Raw genomic sequence first — 15523 nt, 5'->3', positions numbered from 1 at the left:
ACAGGCCGCGGCTTCCGTGCTAGCTCACCGCCCATGAATGCGATTAGCCCCAAAACCGAGGCCGAGGCCGCCGAAGCCATTGCCGCGGCGCGTGGAAGCCGCCGCCGCATGGCGATCGAAGGCGGCGGCACGCGCGCCGGTCTCGGCCGGCCGGTCGAGACCGATACGAAATTTTCGACGCGTGGCCTCACCGGCATCACGCTTTACGAGCCGTCGGAACTGGTCATCTCCGCGCGCGCCGGCACGCCGCTCGAAGAGATCGAGGCGGCGCTGGGCGAAAAGAACCAGGCTTTGCCATTTGAGCCGATGGACCATCGCGCACTCTATGGCACGCAAGGCGCGCCGACGATCGGCGGCGTGGCCGCTTGCAACAGCTCCGGTCCGCGCCGCATTTCCGCCGGCGCGGCGCGGGATTTCCTGATCGGCCTGCGCTTCGTCAATGGCCGCGGCGAAATCATCAAGACCGGCGGCCGGGTGATGAAGAACGTTACCGGCCTCGATCTGGTGAAGCTCGTCTGCGGCAGTCATGGCACGCTCGGCGTGATCACCGAGGCGACCTTCAAGGTGCTTCCGCAGCCGCCGATCTCGGGCGCTTTGGCGCTTTACGGCCTTGCCGACGGCAAGGCGATCGCCGCACTTTGTGCGGCGCTCGGCACACCGCTTTCGATCAGCGGCGCGGCGCATCTGCCGGCGGGGCTTGCAACGCCGGAGCCGCTCACTTTGTTGCGGCTCGAAGGCCCGCAGGCCTCGGTCGACGAGCGTCTCTCGGCTCTGCGCCGTGCGCTCTCGCCCTTCGGCGAGGGCGAAGCTTTGGCGCCCGATTATGCCGGGGCGCTTTGGCGCGCGATCCGCAATGTCGTCCCGCTTGTGTCGCCGCCGGAGGCTGCGGTCTGGCGCGTCTCCGTGCAGCCGACGCGGGCACCGAAGATCGTCGATCTCGTCTTGCGGCAGCTCACGGCGCGCTATTATTACGACTGGGGCGGCGGTCTCATCTGGCTCTCGGTGGCGGCGGCTGGCGACGCCGGCGCGGCAGCCATTCGCGCTGCACTGAAAGAAGCGGGTAACGGCCAGACGATCGGCCACGCGACCTTGGTGCGCGCGCCAGATGAGGTGCGCCGCACGGTCGATGTCTTCGAGCCGCTGGCGCCGCCCTTGCTGAAGCTGACGCGGGACATCAAATCAAGCTTCGATCCGGACGGCATCCTTAATCCCGGCCGCATGTATGCGGGTATCTGATCATGCAAACTGTTTTCACGGAGACGCAGCTCGCCGACAGTCATATGGCGGTGTCGGAAAAAATTCTGCGCTCCTGTGTCCATTGCGGCTTCTGTACGGCAACCTGTCCGACCTATGTGCTCGAAGGTGACGAACTCGACAGTCCGCGTGGCCGCATCTACCTGATCAAGGAAATGTTCGAGCAGGGCAGGGCGGCGCCGGCCGACATCGTCACCCACGTCGATCGTTGCCTCTCTTGTCTTTCCTGCATGACGACCTGTCCGTCGGGCGTGCATTACATGCATCTCGTCGATCATGCCCGCGCGCATATCGAAGAGACGTATCGGCGCCCCTTAGGCGACCGGGCGATGCGCAGCCTGCTCGCAATGATCCTGCCTTACCGGCGCCGCTTCGCGCTGGCGCTGCGTGGCGCGCACCTGTTGCGGCCGCTCGGCCGTTTGCTGCTGCGCAGCGTCGGCGCGCCGCGCAAAACGCCGCGCTTGGTCGATCGTGTGATCGCCATGCTGGCGCTCGCGCCGCGCAATCTGCCGCGACCGGCGCATGCACCGGCGGTTTCATCAGCGCAGGGCGCCAAGCGCGGCCGCGTCGCGCTGATGAAGGGCTGTGCGCAAGAAGCATTGAACCCGCGCATCAACGAAGCGGCGATCCGTCTGCTCACCCGCAATGGCATCGAGGTGATCCAGGCCGAAGACGAAGGCTGCTGCGGCGCGCTCGTCCATCATATGGGTAAGACGCCGCAGGCGCTCGATTTCGCCCGTGCCAATATCGACGCTTGGCTGAAGCTCAAAGCAGAAGGCGGTCTCGACGCCATTCTCATCACCGCCTCGGGCTGCGGGACGACGCTGAAGGACTACGGCTTCATGCTGCGCGACGATCCCGCCTATGCCGAAAAGGCGGCGGAGGTTTCACGTCTCGCAAAAGACATTTGCGAATATGTTGCCGGCCTTGGCCTTAGACTCGTGCCGAAGCAGCAACACGACAAGGTCGTTGCCTATCATTCGGCCTGTTCGCTGCAGCACGGGCAGAAGATCACCGATCAGCCGAAACGCCTGTTGAAAGCCGCAGGGTTTCGTCTGCGCGAGATTCCGGAAGGCCATATCTGCTGCGGCTCGGCGGGGACCTACAATATCATGCAGCCTTATTTCGCCGAGCGGCTGCGCGAGCGGAAAATCGCCAATATCGAGTCGGTGCGGCCCGACATCATCGCGCTCGGCAATATCGGCTGCCTGATGCAGATCGCGAGCGGGACGACGATTCCGGTTGTCCACACCGTCGAATTGCTGGATTGGGCGAACGGCGGCCCGATGCCCTTGCAAATCGAACGTGCCGGCGCATGATGGCGGCCTCGGCCGGGGACGGGGATGTCGGAGGATAAACCGAAGCGCGGATTGAAAGCGCCCGCGTCGCGCGCGGGACAGAAAAAGCGCGCCGCGGCGAAGAAAATAGTCTCGAAGAAAGCCGCTTCGAAGAAGGCTGTCGCCAAAAAGGCCGTCCCGACCGCGGCAAAATCCGCCGCAGCGAAAAAAATCGCGGCGCGCAAATCCGTCCCGATCAAGACCGCGCGGGTCAGCAAGCGCGCTCTGCTGCCGCCTCTGCCGCCGCCGACGCTGCCGCTCAAGACATCGCGCAGCAGCGCACGAACGGCATCGCGCGCGACCGTGCTCGGCCGCGGCAAGGGCGCTGCAAAGATCAAGACGGTCTGCGAAATCCCCGCCTGCACAGAGACGGTCTTACGGCAGAAGTTGCGGCTCGCTGCGCCTTATCTCGAACTTTGGCTGGAACGGCCGGCGCGGGCGGAGGACGCCGATGGCACAACGCCGGAGGCCGCCTTCGTTCGGGTCTGGCAATGGCTCATGCTCGCCGCAACGCTCGAAGGCAGCCACGTGGTGATCACGCCGGACCTCGTCGAAAAGCTTTTCGCCGAGGAAATGCGCCGCGAGCCGCTGGGTTAGGCGCGTCGCGCCTTCAAGCGGCCCCTATCCAGCCGCCTCGATCATGCCAACGCGTCGAGCCGCGCGATAAAACCCCGAAATGAGCTTTTTTCGTCGGCACTTCGGCCCGATTCCGCCGTTTCAACGGGGTGTTAACCCTAACAATTTCTAATGCGGTTGAATCTTGCGTGGGCCTCGCGCGCCCATGGCATGGCGCCACAACCCAGATTGACCCCATCCAGATCCCATGTTATCCCAAGCTATCCCATGGTTGAGGCTCGCTGCGCCGCTTGGCGTTTGGGCGGCCAGAGGCGGCGAGCCGGCCTGGGATTGTTTTGCGGCGTGGCGTTTGGGGTGGCGGAGGCGGGGGCTTGGACCGGTTCGTCTCGTGTTTCACCAATCGGCTGGATGCGAAGGGTCGCGTGTCGATCCCGGCGCCATTCAGGGCGGTTCTGGCACGCGACGGATTCGACGGGCTCTTCGTGCATCCGGCCTTGGAAGGCGAGGCTGTCGATTGCGGCGGCAACGCCCTGTTGCGGGAAATCGATCAGCTTTTGGCGCGGCACGCGCCCTATTCGGAAGAACGGGATCATCTCTCGACGGCACTTTTTGGCGCCAGCGAGATTTTGAAAGTGGATGCGGAGGGCCGCGTCGTTCTCTCGGAGACGATCAAGGCTATTACGCAGATTACGCAGGAAGTGACCTTCCTCGGAAAGGGAGACAGGTTTCAGATCTGGGAGCCGAGCCGTTTTCAGGCGCATTTCGAGGAGGCCAAAGCTCGATCGCGCGTTTTACGGAAACAGCTTGGATCCCAATCCGCGGCGCCGGACGGGCCGCCGCCGCCACATGGAGCACGGGAATGAATTCGGGCCGCGGCGATCTTCAGCACGTCGCCGCTGGCGGACTGGCCCGCCACATTCCCGTGCTTCGTGCGGAGGTTCTGGAAGCCCTGGCTCCGCATCCGGGCGGCGTCTATCTCGACGCGACCTTTGGCGCCGGCGGCTATTCCGCGGCGATCCTTGCCATTCCCGACACGACGGTTCTGGCGCTCGACCGCGATCCGCGCGCCATTGCCGGTGGCTTCGATCTCGTCGAGGCCGCGGGCGGCCGGCTGACGCTTGTCGAAGCGCGCTTCTCCGAACTCGACATTGTCGCCGAAGCACAGGGCATCGGCGCGTTCGACGGCATCGTCTTCGACATTGGCGTCTCATCGATGCAGCTCGACGAGGCCGGGCGCGGCTTTTCGTTCCGCAACGACGGTCCGCTCGATATGCGGATGAGCGGGCGTGGCGAGAGCGCCGCCGATCTCGTCAACAAAGCCGACGAGGCGCTACTCGCCGACATCTTCTATCATTTCGGCGAAGAGCGTGCGGCGCGGCGCATCGCCAAGGCCATTGTCGCGGCGCGCACCGAAGCGCCGATCACCACCACCGCGCAGCTTGCCTCGCTGATCGCACGCGTGGCTCCGGCGCGGCCGGGGGCGATCCATCCGGCGACGCGCAGCTTCCAGGCGTTGCGCATTGCGGTCAATGACGAACTCGGCGAACTCGTCGCGGCCCTTTCGGCGGCCGAACACCGGCTAAAGCCGGGTGGCCGGCTTGCCGTCGTGACCTTCCATTCGCTCGAAGACCGCATCGTCAAGCAATTCTTCGCCGCGCGGTCAGGCCGCGGCGAGGCCAAATCGCGGCCTTTGCCCGGCGAGCCGCAAAAGCCCGCGCCGAGCTTTACGCTCATCGGCAAGCAGCCGGTCGAGGCCTGCGCCGCCGAAACGAGCGAAAACCCCCGCGCGCGTTCGGCCAAGTTGCGTTTCGCCGCGCGCACGGACGCGCCGCCGCATTCCCTCGATGCCGCGCTCGTCGCGCTCGCGCATCTGCCCCAGCAAAGCAGGAGAAAGGGCTGATGATCCGGCTCCTCAACGTGCTCGCCATCGTCGCCTTGGTCGGCACTGCGATTTTCGCCTATTCGGTAAAATACGAGACGATTTTCCGGGCCGAGAAAATCGTCCAATTGCGCGAAAAGCTCCAGCAGGAGGACGATCAGATCGGCATGCTGCGGGCGGAGTGGGAACATGTCTCGCGGCCCGAGCGCATCGCGGCTTTGGCCGACCAGTTCCTGAAGTTGCAGATGCCGGCGGTGACGCAGATCGTGCCGGCGAGCGGCTTGCCGGACAAAGGGCCGCCGCATGACGACATCGGCCAGGAGCTCGATGCTCTCGGCCTGCAGAACCCTGCGCCCGTCGACCCGACGCCGACCGGGCAGATCAAGCCGGGCGCCACCAAGCCATGACCGAGACCAACGAACCTTACCCGGATGATCCCGGCCCGGCGCCGCGCCGGCCGACGAAGCCGCGCCGCGGCTTGCTCGCCGCTCTGCTCACCACGAAGCTCGACAAGAGCACGCGGCGCATTCGCCTGATCGCGTGCGGCTTTGTGCTCGTCTATTGCGTCATCGGCGGCAAGCTCGTCTATTTCGCGATGCATCCGGAATTGCGCCAGACGCACGAAGCTGCGTCCGACACGGTCGCGGCAGCGCGGCCGGATATTCTCGACCGCAATGGCGCCGTGCTCGCGACCGACATCAAAGTCACATCGGTCTTCGCCGAGCCGCGGCGCATCATCGACCGCGATGAGGCGGTCGACCAATTGACGTCTATCTTTCCCGATCTCAATGCGCGCGAACTGACCGAGAAACTCAGCTCGCACAAGGGTTTTGTGTGGGTCAAACGCGCCGTGACGCCGGCCGAGCAGCAGGCGGTCTATCATCTCGGCCTGCCGGGCATCGGCTTCCAGCAAGAGAACAAGCGCGTCTATCCCAACGGCCCCATTGCCGCGCATGTGCTGGGCTATGCCAACATCGATGGCGTCGGCATTTCCGGCCTCGAAAAATATATCGACGGGCAGGGCCTGTCGGCGTTGCAGAGCGCCGGCTTCAATCTGACGACGACAAATTTGAAGCCGATCGTCACCTCGCTCGACCTCAATGCGACCTACGCCGTGCGCGACGAACTGGCCAAGGGTATCGAGAAGTTCAAGGCCAAGGCCGGCGCCGCCGCTATCCTCGATGTCAACACCGGCGAAGTCATCGCTCTGGCCTCGCTGCCGGATTTCGACCCCAACAATCCTGTCGATGCGCTCGATCCGCATCGCATCAACAGGCTCACGGTCGGCGTCTATGAGATGGGCTCGACCTTCAAGGCGCTCTCGATCGCCATGGCGCTCGATGCCGGCAAGGTGACGCTGAACAGCAAGATCGATGCGCGCGAGTCGCTGCGCTACGGCCGCTTCACCATTCACGACTTCGAGCCGCAGCACCGCTTCCTGTCGGTGCCGGAAGTCTTCACCTATTCCTCAAACATCGGCACCGCGCGCATGGCGATGATGGTCGGCGTCGATGGCCACAAGGCTTTCTTGCGCAAAATGGGGCAATTGACGCGTCTGCGCACGGAATTGCCTGAGTCCGCGCCGCCCCTCGTGCCGAAGAATTGGGGCGAACTCAACACGATGACGATCGCTTTCGGGCAAGGCCTCAACGTCGCACCTCTACAGGCGCTGATGGCCGTCGGCGCGCTCGTCAACGGCGGCCTGATGATCAATCCCACCTTTTTGAAGCGCAGCGAGGCCGAGGCGAAACTTGACGCGCCGCGCGTCGTCAAGCCTGAGACCTCCGAGAGTCTGCGCTATCTGATGCGCCTCAATGCCCAGATCGGCACCGCCAAGAACGCCAATATCGACGGCTATTTCGTCGGCGGCAAAACCGGCACCGCCGACAAGATCGAGCACGGCCATTATTCGCATGACAAGGTCCTGACCACGTTCATGGCGATTGTCCCGGCCGACAAGCCCAAGTATCTTTTCTTCGTGATGCTCGACGAACCGCAGGCAATCCCCGGAACCTATGGCTTCCACACCGCCGCGTGGAACTCGGGCGCCGTGGCCGGCAAGATCGTCGCGCGCGTCGGGCCGCTGCTCGGCATCGAGCCGCGTTTCACCCCGCCGAGCGAACCTTTCCCGCTGCTGGCGCAGCTTGGCTATGCCGCCGCCAATTCTGCGGTCGTGACCGGAAGCCATTGATGCGGCTTGTTCGGCGACTTGGCGATCTCCTGCCCGAGGCGGCGCTGGCCGCGCCTTTGTCGGCGCGCGAGATCGCCGGGATCAGCGCCGATAGCCGCAGCGTCGGCGAGAATTTTGCCTTCTTCGCTTTGCCCGGCAGCAGGGCGGACGGCGCGGCCTATGCCGCTGAGGCCGTCGCGCGCGGGGCGATCATCGTCATTGGCCAGCGCGCCATCGATGTCGGGCAGGCGGCGTTTATCGAAGTGCCGGATGCGCGCCGGGCCTTGGCGCTCGCCGCAGCGCGCTTCTATCCGCGCCAGCCCGAGACCATCGTTGCGATCACCGGCACCAGCGGCAAAAGCTCGGTTGCCGCCTTCACCCGGCAGATCTGGCTTGCGCTCGGCCGCCGCGCCGCATCGCTCGGCACGATCGGACTTGTCGCGCCGTCCGGCGAGGTCTACGGCTCGCTGACGACCCCCGACCCGATCTCGCTGCACAGGACGCTCGACGAATTGGCTCAGGACGGCGTGACGCATCTCGCCTTTGAAGCGTCGTCGCATGGGCTCGATCAACGCCGGCTCGATGGCGTGCGGGTCGCCGCCGGCGCCTTCACCAATCTGTCGCGCGACCATCTCGATTATCATCCCGATATGGATTCCTATCTCGCGGCCAAGCTGCGCCTGTTCGATACGCTGCTGACATCGGGGCAGGCGGCGGTTGTCAATGCGGATAGCGACGTGGCGGAGAAAGTCATCGCGGCGTGCCGGGCGCGGAGCTTGCGTCTTTTCACGGTCGGGCTGGCCGGTGAAGCGATCCGGCTTTTGCGCATCCAGCCGGAAGACTTTGCGACCGCGCTTTCGTTGCAGCATGCGGGCCGCACGTATTCGGTACGCTTGCCGCTCGCCGGCAATTTCCAGGTGCAGAATGCGCTGGTCGCGGCGGGTCTTGCGCTCGCAACGGGTGAAGCGCCCGAGCCGGTTTTCGCGGCGCTCGAAACGTTGCAGGGCGCTGCCGGCCGGCTCGAACTTGTCGGGCGCCGCCACCATGCGCCGATCTTCGTCGATTACGCGCATAAGCCCGATGCGCTCGATAAAGTCCTGCGGACCTTGCGGCCCTTGGCTCGCGGCAAGCTGGTGGTCGTCTTCGGCTGCGGCGGCGACCGCGACAAGGGCAAGCGCCCGATCATGGGCGAACTCGCCGCGCGGCTCGCCGATGATGTCATCGTCACCGACGACAATCCGCGCTCGGAAGATCCGGCGGAAATCCGCGCCGAGATCCTGGCCGGCGCGCGCAACGTGCCGGGCGCCAGGATCGACGAGATCGGCGATCGGGCGCAGGCGATCGCGGCCGGTGTTGCGGCACTTGAAGAGGGGGACGTGCTGCTCGTCGCCGGCAAGGGCCATGAAACCGGCCAGATCGTCGGCGACAAAATCCTGCCGTTTTCGGATCAGCAATGCATCCGCGCCGTCTTGGGAGTTTCTGCGGCATGAGTTTTGACATGTCGCAGGAGAGCGCGTTGGCGCCGGAAGCCTACATCGAGCCTTTGTGGACGCCGCTCGGCCTGTTCGCGCCGCTGCGCGCCCGGCTCAGCGGCGCCATGCCGCAGCCGATCTTCGGCATTTCGATCGATACGCGGACGCTCATGCCCGGCGATCTCTTTTTCGCGATCAGGGGCGAGCGTAACGACGGGCACGATCATGTCGCCGATGCCTTCGCCAAAGGCGCAGCGGCCGCCGTCGTCGATGAAGATCATGCCGATCGATTGAAAGAGACCGGCCCGCTTTACGTCGTGCGCGACGTGTTGCGCGCGCTCGAAGGGCTCGCTGTCGCCGCGCGGGCGCGCACGGCAGCGCGGATCGTTGCTGTCACCGGGTCGGTGGGCAAGACGACGACGAAAGAGGCCTTGCGCCATGTTTTGTCGCACGAAGGTGCGACGCATGCTTCGGCGGCATCCTACAATAATCATTGGGGCGTGCCGCTGACGCTCGCGCGGATGCCGCGCGACACGCGTTTCGGCGTCATCGAGATCGGCATGAATCACGCCGGTGAAATTCTGCCGCTGACCGGCATGGCGCGGCCTCATGTTGCGATCATCACCACCGTCGCGCCGGTGCATCTCGAATTCTTCGATTCGGTCGAAGCCATCGCCGATGCCAAGGCGGAAATCTTTACCGGCCTCGTGCCCGGCGGCGTTGCGATCCTCAACGCCGACAATCCGCATTACGAGCGGCTCGATGCAGCGGCGCGCGCGGCCGGGGCGGGGCACATCGCGACCTTTGGCGCGGATCGGCACGCCGACGCGCGGCTTATCGATCTCACGATGGGCGAGGCGGATGCCAGGGTGACGGCGCGCATCGGCGGCCGCGAGCTCACCTATCGCCTCGGTGCGCCTGGGCGCCACGTTGCGCTCGATTCTCTGGCGGTGCTGTTGAGCGCGCAGGCCTTCGGCCTCGATCTTGATGCGGCAGCTGCCTCGCTTGCCACCTTCGAGGTGCCGGCCGGCCGCGGCCGGCGTTTCGTTCTGCAAGCGGCCGATGGCCCCTTCAGCTTGATCGACGAAAGCTATAATGCCAATCCGGCTTCGGTTGCCGCGGCCCTCGCCCTGGTCGGCAGCCTGAGGGCGGAGCGGCGGATCGCCATTTTGGGCGATATGCTCGAACTCGGTACGCTCGGCCCTGCGCTTCACGCCGCGCTGGCCGAGGATATTCTCGCCAATCGGATCGATCTCGTTTTCACCGCGGGGCCATTGATGAAAAGTCTTTTTGCGGCATTGCCGCCGGAGACGCGGGGCATCTGGCGTGAGAACGCGGCGGAGCTTGAAGATAGTGTCGCCGCGGCCGTGCGTGCCGGCGATCTCGTCATCGTCAAGGGCTCTAACGCGAGCCGCATGAGCGCCATCGTCGCGGCACTCAAAACCCGTTATTCCGGCGAGACCGCCAGCGCATAGGATTGCAGGAAATGTTATTTTGGCTCGCCAGTTTCACGCATGTTTTCTCGCCGCTCAACCTCTTCCGCTATATCACGTTTCGCACCGCGGGCGCGACGGCGACGGCACTCTTTTTCGTTTTCTTCTTCGGGCCGACCATCATTGCGGCGCTGCGGCTCAAACAGGGCAAAGGCCAGCCGATCCGCGAGGACGGGCCGCAATCGCATCTTCTGACCAAGAAGGGCACGCCGACCATGGGCGGCCTGATGATCCTGTCGGGCCTCATCGTCTCGACGCTGGTCTGGGCCAATCTTGCCAGCCGTTATGTCTGGATCGTCTTACTGGTGACGGTGGGCTTTGGCCTGATCGGTTTCTATGACGATTATCTCAAGGTTACCAAACAAACCCACAAAGGCTTTTCCGGCCGGCTGCGACTTGTGCTCGAAGGGCTCATCGCGCTTGTCGCCTGTTTCGCGATGATGAAGGTAGGCAGCGGCCACACCACCGAACTCGCGCTGCCGGCAGTCAAGGGCTATGTGGTCGATCTCGGTTATGCTTTCCTGATTTTCGCGCCGCTGATCATTGTCGGCGCCGGCAATGCGGTCAATCTGACCGACGGGCTCGACGGCCTTGCCATCGTGCCGGTGATGATCGCCGCCGCGGCCTTCGGCATCATCGCCTATCTCGTCGGCAATGCGATTTATTCGGAATATCTGCGCATCAATTATGTCCCCGGTACCGGCGAGCTTGCGGTGGTCTGCGGCGCGCTGATCGGCGCCGGGCTCGGCTTTCTCTGGTTCAATGCGCCGCCGGCGCAGATTTTCATGGGCGATACCGGCTCGCTGGCGCTCGGCGGTCTGCTTGGCACGATCGCCGTGGCGATCAAACACGAGATCGTGCTCGCCATCGTCGGCGGCCTTTTTGTGGTTGAGGCTTTGTCGGTTATCGTCCAGGTCATATCGTTCAAATTGACCGGCAAGCGCGTGTTTAAAATGGCGCCGATCCACCATCATTTCGAGCAGCTCGGCTGGTCCGAGCCGCAAGTCGTGGTGCGGTTCTGGATCATCGCCTTCGTGCTCGCGCTGGTCGGCCTCTCGACATTGAAGTTGCGCTGATGACGCCCATCACTTCCTTTGCCGGCAAACGCGTCGCCGTCTTCGGCCTCGGCTCCTCGGGCCTTATAAGCGCGCAGGCGCTTGCCGCCGGGGGTGCCGACGTCGCCGTCTGGGACGATCATCGTCCAGGCCGCGAGAAAGCCGAGGCCGCAGGCCTCAGGCTCGAAGATTTCGTTACCGCAGACCTCACCGGCTACGATTCGCTCGTGCTGGCGCCGGGCGTGCCGCTGACCCATCCCTATCCGCATTGGATCGTCGTCAAGGCGAAGGCGGCTGGCGTCGAGATCATCGGCGACATCGAGCTCTTCGTGCGCGAACGCGCGCATATTGCGCCCAAGGCAACGCTCGTCGCCATCACCGGCACCAATGGCAAATCGACGACCACGGCGCTCGTCGCGCACCTCTATCGTGCCTTCGGCTACGAGGTCGAAGTCGGCGGCAATATTGGCGTCCCGGTCCTTGCGCTCAATCCGCCGTCGGCGCAGCGCGTCCATGTGATTGAATGCTCGTCCTTCCAGATCGATCTCGCGCCATCGCTCAATCCCTCTTTCGGCATCCTGCTCAACGTCACCGTCGACCATCTCGACCGGCACGGGACGATGGAACATTACGCCGAGATCAAGGAGCGGCTCGTCGCCAAGGCCGATGTCGCCATCGTCGGCGTCGATGACGAGATCAGCGCCGGCATTGCGCAAAAGCTGCGGGCTCGGGGCCGCAGCGTCGTGCCGATCTCGATCGATCATCCGGACATCCCGGACGGGATCGTGCTCGAGGGAACCTGGCTGATCGGCAAGAAAGGCGGCGTCGCCGCGCCGATCGCGGATCTCGCCGGCATTGCCTCGCTGCGCGGCACGCATAACGGCCAGAATGCCGCGGCGGCGGTGGCGGCGCTGGGTCCGCACGGCTTCGAACTGGAGCTTGTCCAGAAGGGCCTGAGGACCTTTCCTGGCCTCGCGCATCGGCTGGAGGAGATCGGCCGGCGCGGGAAGGTTCTCTATATCAACGATTCCAAGGCGACCAATGCGGATGCCGCGGAGAAGGCGCTGCAAAGCCTCGACGACATCTATTGGATCCTCGGCGGGCGCGCCAAGGAGGGCGGCATTGGCCCGCTCAAGCCCTTGTTTCCCAAAGTGGCCAAGGCTTATCTGATCGGCGAGGCCGCGGAGCCGTTCGCCAAAGTCATCGGTGAAGCGATTCCTTATGAATTTTGCGGCACGATCGAGCGCGCGGTCGATAGCGCGACGCGCGATGCCGAATCGAGCACGACGCCTTCGCCCATCGTGCTGCTGTCGCCCGCCTGCGCCTCGTTCGATCAGTTCCCGAATTTCGAGAAGCGCGGCGACAAATTTCGGGAGGTTGTTCTGGCCAAGCTTGCGGAGCCGCCGAGAAGCTAGAGCGGGATGCGAAAAAGCGGACACCGGTTTTTCGCGAGAATCCCACTCTAAACTATTAGAATCGATCACGTTTATGATTTTGGATTATTCAAGTCAGGCAGGTCCGGCTTGAGCGTCCAAGATCCAACATCGTGATCCAACGGGGGAAGATCATGGTCTCGCGCGTCGAACGCTCGGCCCTGGCAAAGTGGTGGTGGACGATCGACCGTTGGCTGATCGCCGCGCTCGGCACGCTGGTCATTTTCGGTCTCGTCCTGACCATGGCGGCAAGCCCCGCGGTTGCCGAACGGCTCGGCCTGCCGACCTTCCACTTCGTCAACAAACAGGTGATGTTCCTCGTCCCCGCGCTCGCCGTATTCTTCGCCGCCTCGCTGCTGTCGCCGCGGCACGTGCGGCGCGCCGCGCTGATCGTATTTCTCGTCTCGATGGCGCTGATTTTCGCCGCGCTTCTGTTCGGCGAGGAGGTGAAAGGCGCCAGGCGCTGGATTTTCGGTATTCAGCCGTCGGAATTCATGAAGCCCGGCTTTGTCGTCCTCGCCGCCTGGGCCTTTTCCGAGGGCGGCCGCGACCGTCTCCCCGGCAATCTGGTTGCGCTGCTGCTGCTGCCGGCGACGATCATCCCGCTCATCCTGCAGCCGGACTTCGGTCAGACCATGCTCGTCTCGCTCGTTTGGGTCGGCCTGTTCTTCGTCGCCGGGCTGCGCTGGATCTGGGTCTTCGGCGTCGGCGGCGTCGGCATGGGCGGCGTGCTGCTCGCCTTCAAATTCGTGCCGCATGTGCGGGCGCGCATTCTGAAATTCATCGATCCGGGCGCGACGGGCGGTGTCGCCGATACGTTCCAGGTCGATACCGCCTTGCAAAGTTTCTTCGCCGGCGGCTGGACCGGCAAGGGGCCGGGCGAGGGCACGCTGAAACGCATTCTCCCCGATGCCCATACGGACTTCATCTTCGCCGTGACGGCGGAGGAATTCGGCATCATCGCCTGTCTCGCGATCGTCGCCGTGTTCATGTTCATCGTCGTGCGCGGCCTGACCATCGCCGCGCGCAACGAGGATCAATTCTGCCGGCTCGCCGGCGCGGGCCTGATCATGCTGTTCGGCATTCAGAGCGCCATCAATATGGCGGTCAATCTGCATCTCATGCCGGCGAAAGGCATGACCCTGCCGTTTATCTCTTACGGCGGTTCGTCGGTGATCTCGCTCGCGCTGGGCATGGGCTTCATGATCGCTGTGATGCGCAAACGCCCGCGTGCCGAAATCGTCTTTCGCGAGGTCGAGCCGGAGATCGAGGCGGAGCCGGCATGACGTCCGGCCTCGTTCTCGTCGCGGCGGGAGGCACCGGCGGCCATCTTTTTCCCGCCGAGGCGCTGGCGCGGGAATTGGCGGCGCGCGGCATTGGCGTCGAGCTCGTCACGGACGCGCGCGGCAAACGCTACGACGGGGATTTTTCGGCGCGCGCCGTGCATCAGATTGCCTCCGCGACGCCAAGCGGCGGCGGCCTCCTCGCCCGCGCCAAAGCCGTTCTGACGCTGCTTGCCGGAACCGCCGCCGCGCTCCGCCTCATCGGCCGCAAAAGGCCGGCAGCGGTCGTCGGCTTCGGCGGCTATCCGAGCGTGCCGCCGGTTTTCGCCGCGACCTTGTTGCGGGTGCCGGCAATCCTGCATGAGCAAAATGCGGTGATGGGCCGTGCCAATCGTTTTCTTGCGGCCCGTGTCGATGCCGTCGCGCATGGCTTTCCGACGCTCAAAGGACTCGGCGCCGGCATCAAGGCGCAAAGCTACCACACCGGCAATCCGGTGCGTCCCAGCGTCCTCGCTGCCGCGGCCGTGCCCTATCGCGTCCCCGACGATGGCTCATTCGATCTGCTCGTCACCGGCGGCTCGCAAGGCGCGCGCGTGATGGCCGATATCGTGCCGCCGGCCATCGCGCTTCTGGCGCCGGCCGAGCGGGCCGGTCTCAAGATCACCCAGCAGGCGCGCGGCGAGGATCTGGAGCGCGTGGCGCAAGCCTACCGCGATCTCGGCGTCGAAGCCGACGTCCTGCCATTCTTTTCCGACCTTCCGGCGCGCGTCGCGGCGGCCTCGCTCGTCATCGCCCGGGCGGGCGCCTCGACCGTCTCGGAATTGGCGGTCATCGGCCGCCCCTCGATCCTGGTGCCGTTCCCGCACGCGCTCGATCAGGATCAGGCAGCGAATGCGGCCGAACTTGCCGCGACAGGGGCGGCGCAGGTCGTGCGCGAGGCGGATTTTACGTCGCAATGGCTGGCCGATGCGCTGCGCACGGCGCGGCAAAATCCCGGGGCCCTTGCATCGCGCGCCGCGGCGGCCCAGAAAGCAGGGATCCATGATGCTGCCGAAAGGCTCGCCGATCTCGTGATGAACATTGCCGTTGGGACTGAAAAAGCATGAAGCTGCCGCGCGAACTGGGCCCTATCCATTTCGTCGGCATCGGCGGCATCGGCATGTCCGGCATTGCCGAAGTGCTGATCAACCTCGGCTATAAGGTGCAGGGCTCGGATGCGAGCGAAAACGCCAATGTCCTGCGCCTGCGCGAGAAGGGCGCGACGGTCCATATCGGGCACAATGCCGCGAATCTCGGCAAGGCCGAAGTCGTCGTCGTCTCGACTGCAATCAAGCGCGACAATCCCGAGCTTGTCGCGGCGCGCGAGAAGCGTCTGCCGGTGGTACGCCGCGCCGAGATGCTCGCCGAACTGATGCGCTTGAAGCAATGCGTGGCGATCGCCGGCACGCATGGCAAGACCACGACCACCTCGCTCGTCGCAACCTTGCTCGACGCCGGCAAGTTCGATCCGACGGTCATCAACGGCGGCATCATCAATGCCTATGGCACCAACGCGCGACTCGGCGCCGGCG

14 protein-coding genes are annotated in these 15523 nt (G+C 64.7%); all 14 read left to right on the top strand.

The window, feature by feature from the left end; all coding sequences use genetic code 11:
* Positions 1–33: 33 nt before the first annotated feature.
* Positions 34–1236, top strand: coding sequence for a glycolate oxidase subunit GlcE (gene glcE, locus Q0025_RS07860; protein ID WP_297297707.1), 1203 nt, complete (start codon positions 34–36; stop codon positions 1234–1236).
* A gap of 2 nt (positions 1237–1238) precedes the next feature.
* The gene (glcF, locus tag Q0025_RS07855) at positions 1239–2573 is read left to right on the top strand and encodes a glycolate oxidase subunit GlcF (RefSeq protein WP_297297705.1); all 1335 of its coding nucleotides are present in this window, start codon (positions 1239–1241) and stop codon (positions 2571–2573) included.
* A gap of 24 nt (positions 2574–2597) precedes the next feature.
* Positions 2598–3188: a hypothetical protein gene (locus tag Q0025_RS07850; RefSeq protein WP_297297703.1), complete on the top strand. Its 591-nt coding sequence runs from the start codon at positions 2598–2600 to the stop codon at positions 3186–3188.
* 350 nt (positions 3189–3538) lie between these two features.
* Complete coding sequence (locus Q0025_RS07845) at positions 3539–4030, top strand: division/cell wall cluster transcriptional repressor MraZ (RefSeq protein WP_297297701.1); 492 nt, start codon at positions 3539–3541, stop codon at positions 4028–4030.
* Positions 4027–5067, top strand: coding sequence for a 16S rRNA (cytosine(1402)-N(4))-methyltransferase RsmH (gene rsmH, locus Q0025_RS07840; protein WP_297297700.1), 1041 nt, complete (start codon positions 4027–4029; stop codon positions 5065–5067). The genes Q0025_RS07845 and rsmH overlap by 4 nt, the downstream gene beginning before the upstream one ends.
* Entirely contained in the window at positions 5067–5453 is a 387-nt protein-coding gene (locus Q0025_RS07835; RefSeq protein ID WP_297297699.1) for a hypothetical protein, read from the top strand. Before rsmH ends, Q0025_RS07835 begins: the two co-directional genes overlap by 1 nt.
* Entirely contained in the window at positions 5450–7237 is a 1788-nt protein-coding gene (locus Q0025_RS07830) for a penicillin-binding protein 2 (RefSeq protein WP_297297698.1), read from the top strand. The genes Q0025_RS07835 and Q0025_RS07830 overlap by 4 nt, the downstream gene beginning before the upstream one ends.
* Positions 7237–8706 carry a UDP-N-acetylmuramoyl-L-alanyl-D-glutamate--2,6-diaminopimelate ligase gene (locus Q0025_RS07825; protein WP_297297697.1) on the top strand — a complete coding sequence of 490 codons (1470 nt, stop codon included), beginning with the start codon at positions 7237–7239 and terminating at the stop codon, positions 8704–8706. The genes Q0025_RS07830 and Q0025_RS07825 overlap by 1 nt, the downstream gene beginning before the upstream one ends.
* Before the next feature lie 8 nt (positions 8707–8714).
* Complete coding sequence (locus tag Q0025_RS07820) at positions 8715–10163, top strand: UDP-N-acetylmuramoylalanyl-D-glutamyl-2,6-diaminopimelate--D-alanyl-D-alanine ligase (RefSeq protein WP_297297696.1); 1449 nt, start codon at positions 8715–8717, stop codon at positions 10161–10163.
* 11 nt (positions 10164–10174) lie between these two features.
* Positions 10175–11257, top strand: a complete 1083-nt coding sequence (mraY, locus tag Q0025_RS07815; RefSeq protein WP_297297695.1) for a phospho-N-acetylmuramoyl-pentapeptide-transferase — start codon at positions 10175–10177, stop codon at positions 11255–11257.
* Complete coding sequence (gene murD / locus Q0025_RS07810) at positions 11257–12651, top strand: UDP-N-acetylmuramoyl-L-alanine--D-glutamate ligase (protein WP_297297694.1); 1395 nt, start codon at positions 11257–11259, stop codon at positions 12649–12651. The genes mraY and murD overlap by 1 nt, the downstream gene beginning before the upstream one ends.
* A 152-nt stretch (positions 12652–12803) precedes the next feature.
* Positions 12804–13955: a putative peptidoglycan glycosyltransferase FtsW gene (locus Q0025_RS07805; RefSeq protein ID WP_297297771.1), complete on the top strand. Its 1152-nt coding sequence runs from the start codon at positions 12804–12806 to the stop codon at positions 13953–13955.
* Positions 13952–15058 carry an undecaprenyldiphospho-muramoylpentapeptide beta-N-acetylglucosaminyltransferase gene (murG, locus tag Q0025_RS07800; RefSeq protein WP_297297693.1) on the top strand — a complete coding sequence of 369 codons (1107 nt, stop codon included), beginning with the start codon at positions 13952–13954 and terminating at the stop codon, positions 15056–15058. The genes Q0025_RS07805 and murG overlap by 4 nt, the downstream gene beginning before the upstream one ends.
* Positions 15055–15523: Mur ligase domain-containing protein (locus Q0025_RS07795; RefSeq protein WP_297297692.1), on the top strand; the 469-nt coding region annotated here is incomplete at its 3' end. The genes murG and Q0025_RS07795, both read left to right, overlap by 4 nt.

The sequence above is a fragment of the uncultured Methylovirgula sp. genome (assembly GCF_947646745.1).
Classification (GTDB): domain Bacteria; phylum Pseudomonadota; class Alphaproteobacteria; order Rhizobiales; family Beijerinckiaceae; genus Methylovirgula.
This window is presented reverse-complemented; position numbering and strand designations above follow the sequence as displayed.

Coding starts and splice junctions, on each gene's coding strand:
- glcE (WP_297297707.1), top strand. CDS start 34: ATGAATGCGATTAGCCCCAAAACCGAGGCCGAGGCCGCCGAAGCCATT.
- glcF (WP_297297705.1), top strand. CDS start 1,239: ATGCAAACTGTTTTCACGGAGACGCAGCTCGCCGACAGTCATATGGCG.
- Q0025_RS07850 (WP_297297703.1), top strand. CDS start 2,598: ATGTCGGAGGATAAACCGAAGCGCGGATTGAAAGCGCCCGCGTCGCGC.
- rsmH (WP_297297700.1), top strand. CDS start 4,027: ATGAATTCGGGCCGCGGCGATCTTCAGCACGTCGCCGCTGGCGGACTG.
- Q0025_RS07835 (WP_297297699.1), top strand. CDS start 5,067: ATGATCCGGCTCCTCAACGTGCTCGCCATCGTCGCCTTGGTCGGCACT.
- Q0025_RS07830 (WP_297297698.1), top strand. CDS start 5,450: ATGACCGAGACCAACGAACCTTACCCGGATGATCCCGGCCCGGCGCCG.
- Q0025_RS07825 (WP_297297697.1), top strand. CDS start 7,237: ATGCGGCTTGTTCGGCGACTTGGCGATCTCCTGCCCGAGGCGGCGCTG.
- Q0025_RS07820 (WP_297297696.1), top strand. CDS start 8,715: ATGTCGCAGGAGAGCGCGTTGGCGCCGGAAGCCTACATCGAGCCTTTG.
- mraY (WP_297297695.1), top strand. CDS start 10,175: ATGTTATTTTGGCTCGCCAGTTTCACGCATGTTTTCTCGCCGCTCAAC.
- murD (WP_297297694.1), top strand. CDS start 11,257: ATGACGCCCATCACTTCCTTTGCCGGCAAACGCGTCGCCGTCTTCGGC.
- Q0025_RS07805 (WP_297297771.1), top strand. CDS start 12,804: ATGGTCTCGCGCGTCGAACGCTCGGCCCTGGCAAAGTGGTGGTGGACG.
- murG (WP_297297693.1), top strand. CDS start 13,952: ATGACGTCCGGCCTCGTTCTCGTCGCGGCGGGAGGCACCGGCGGCCAT.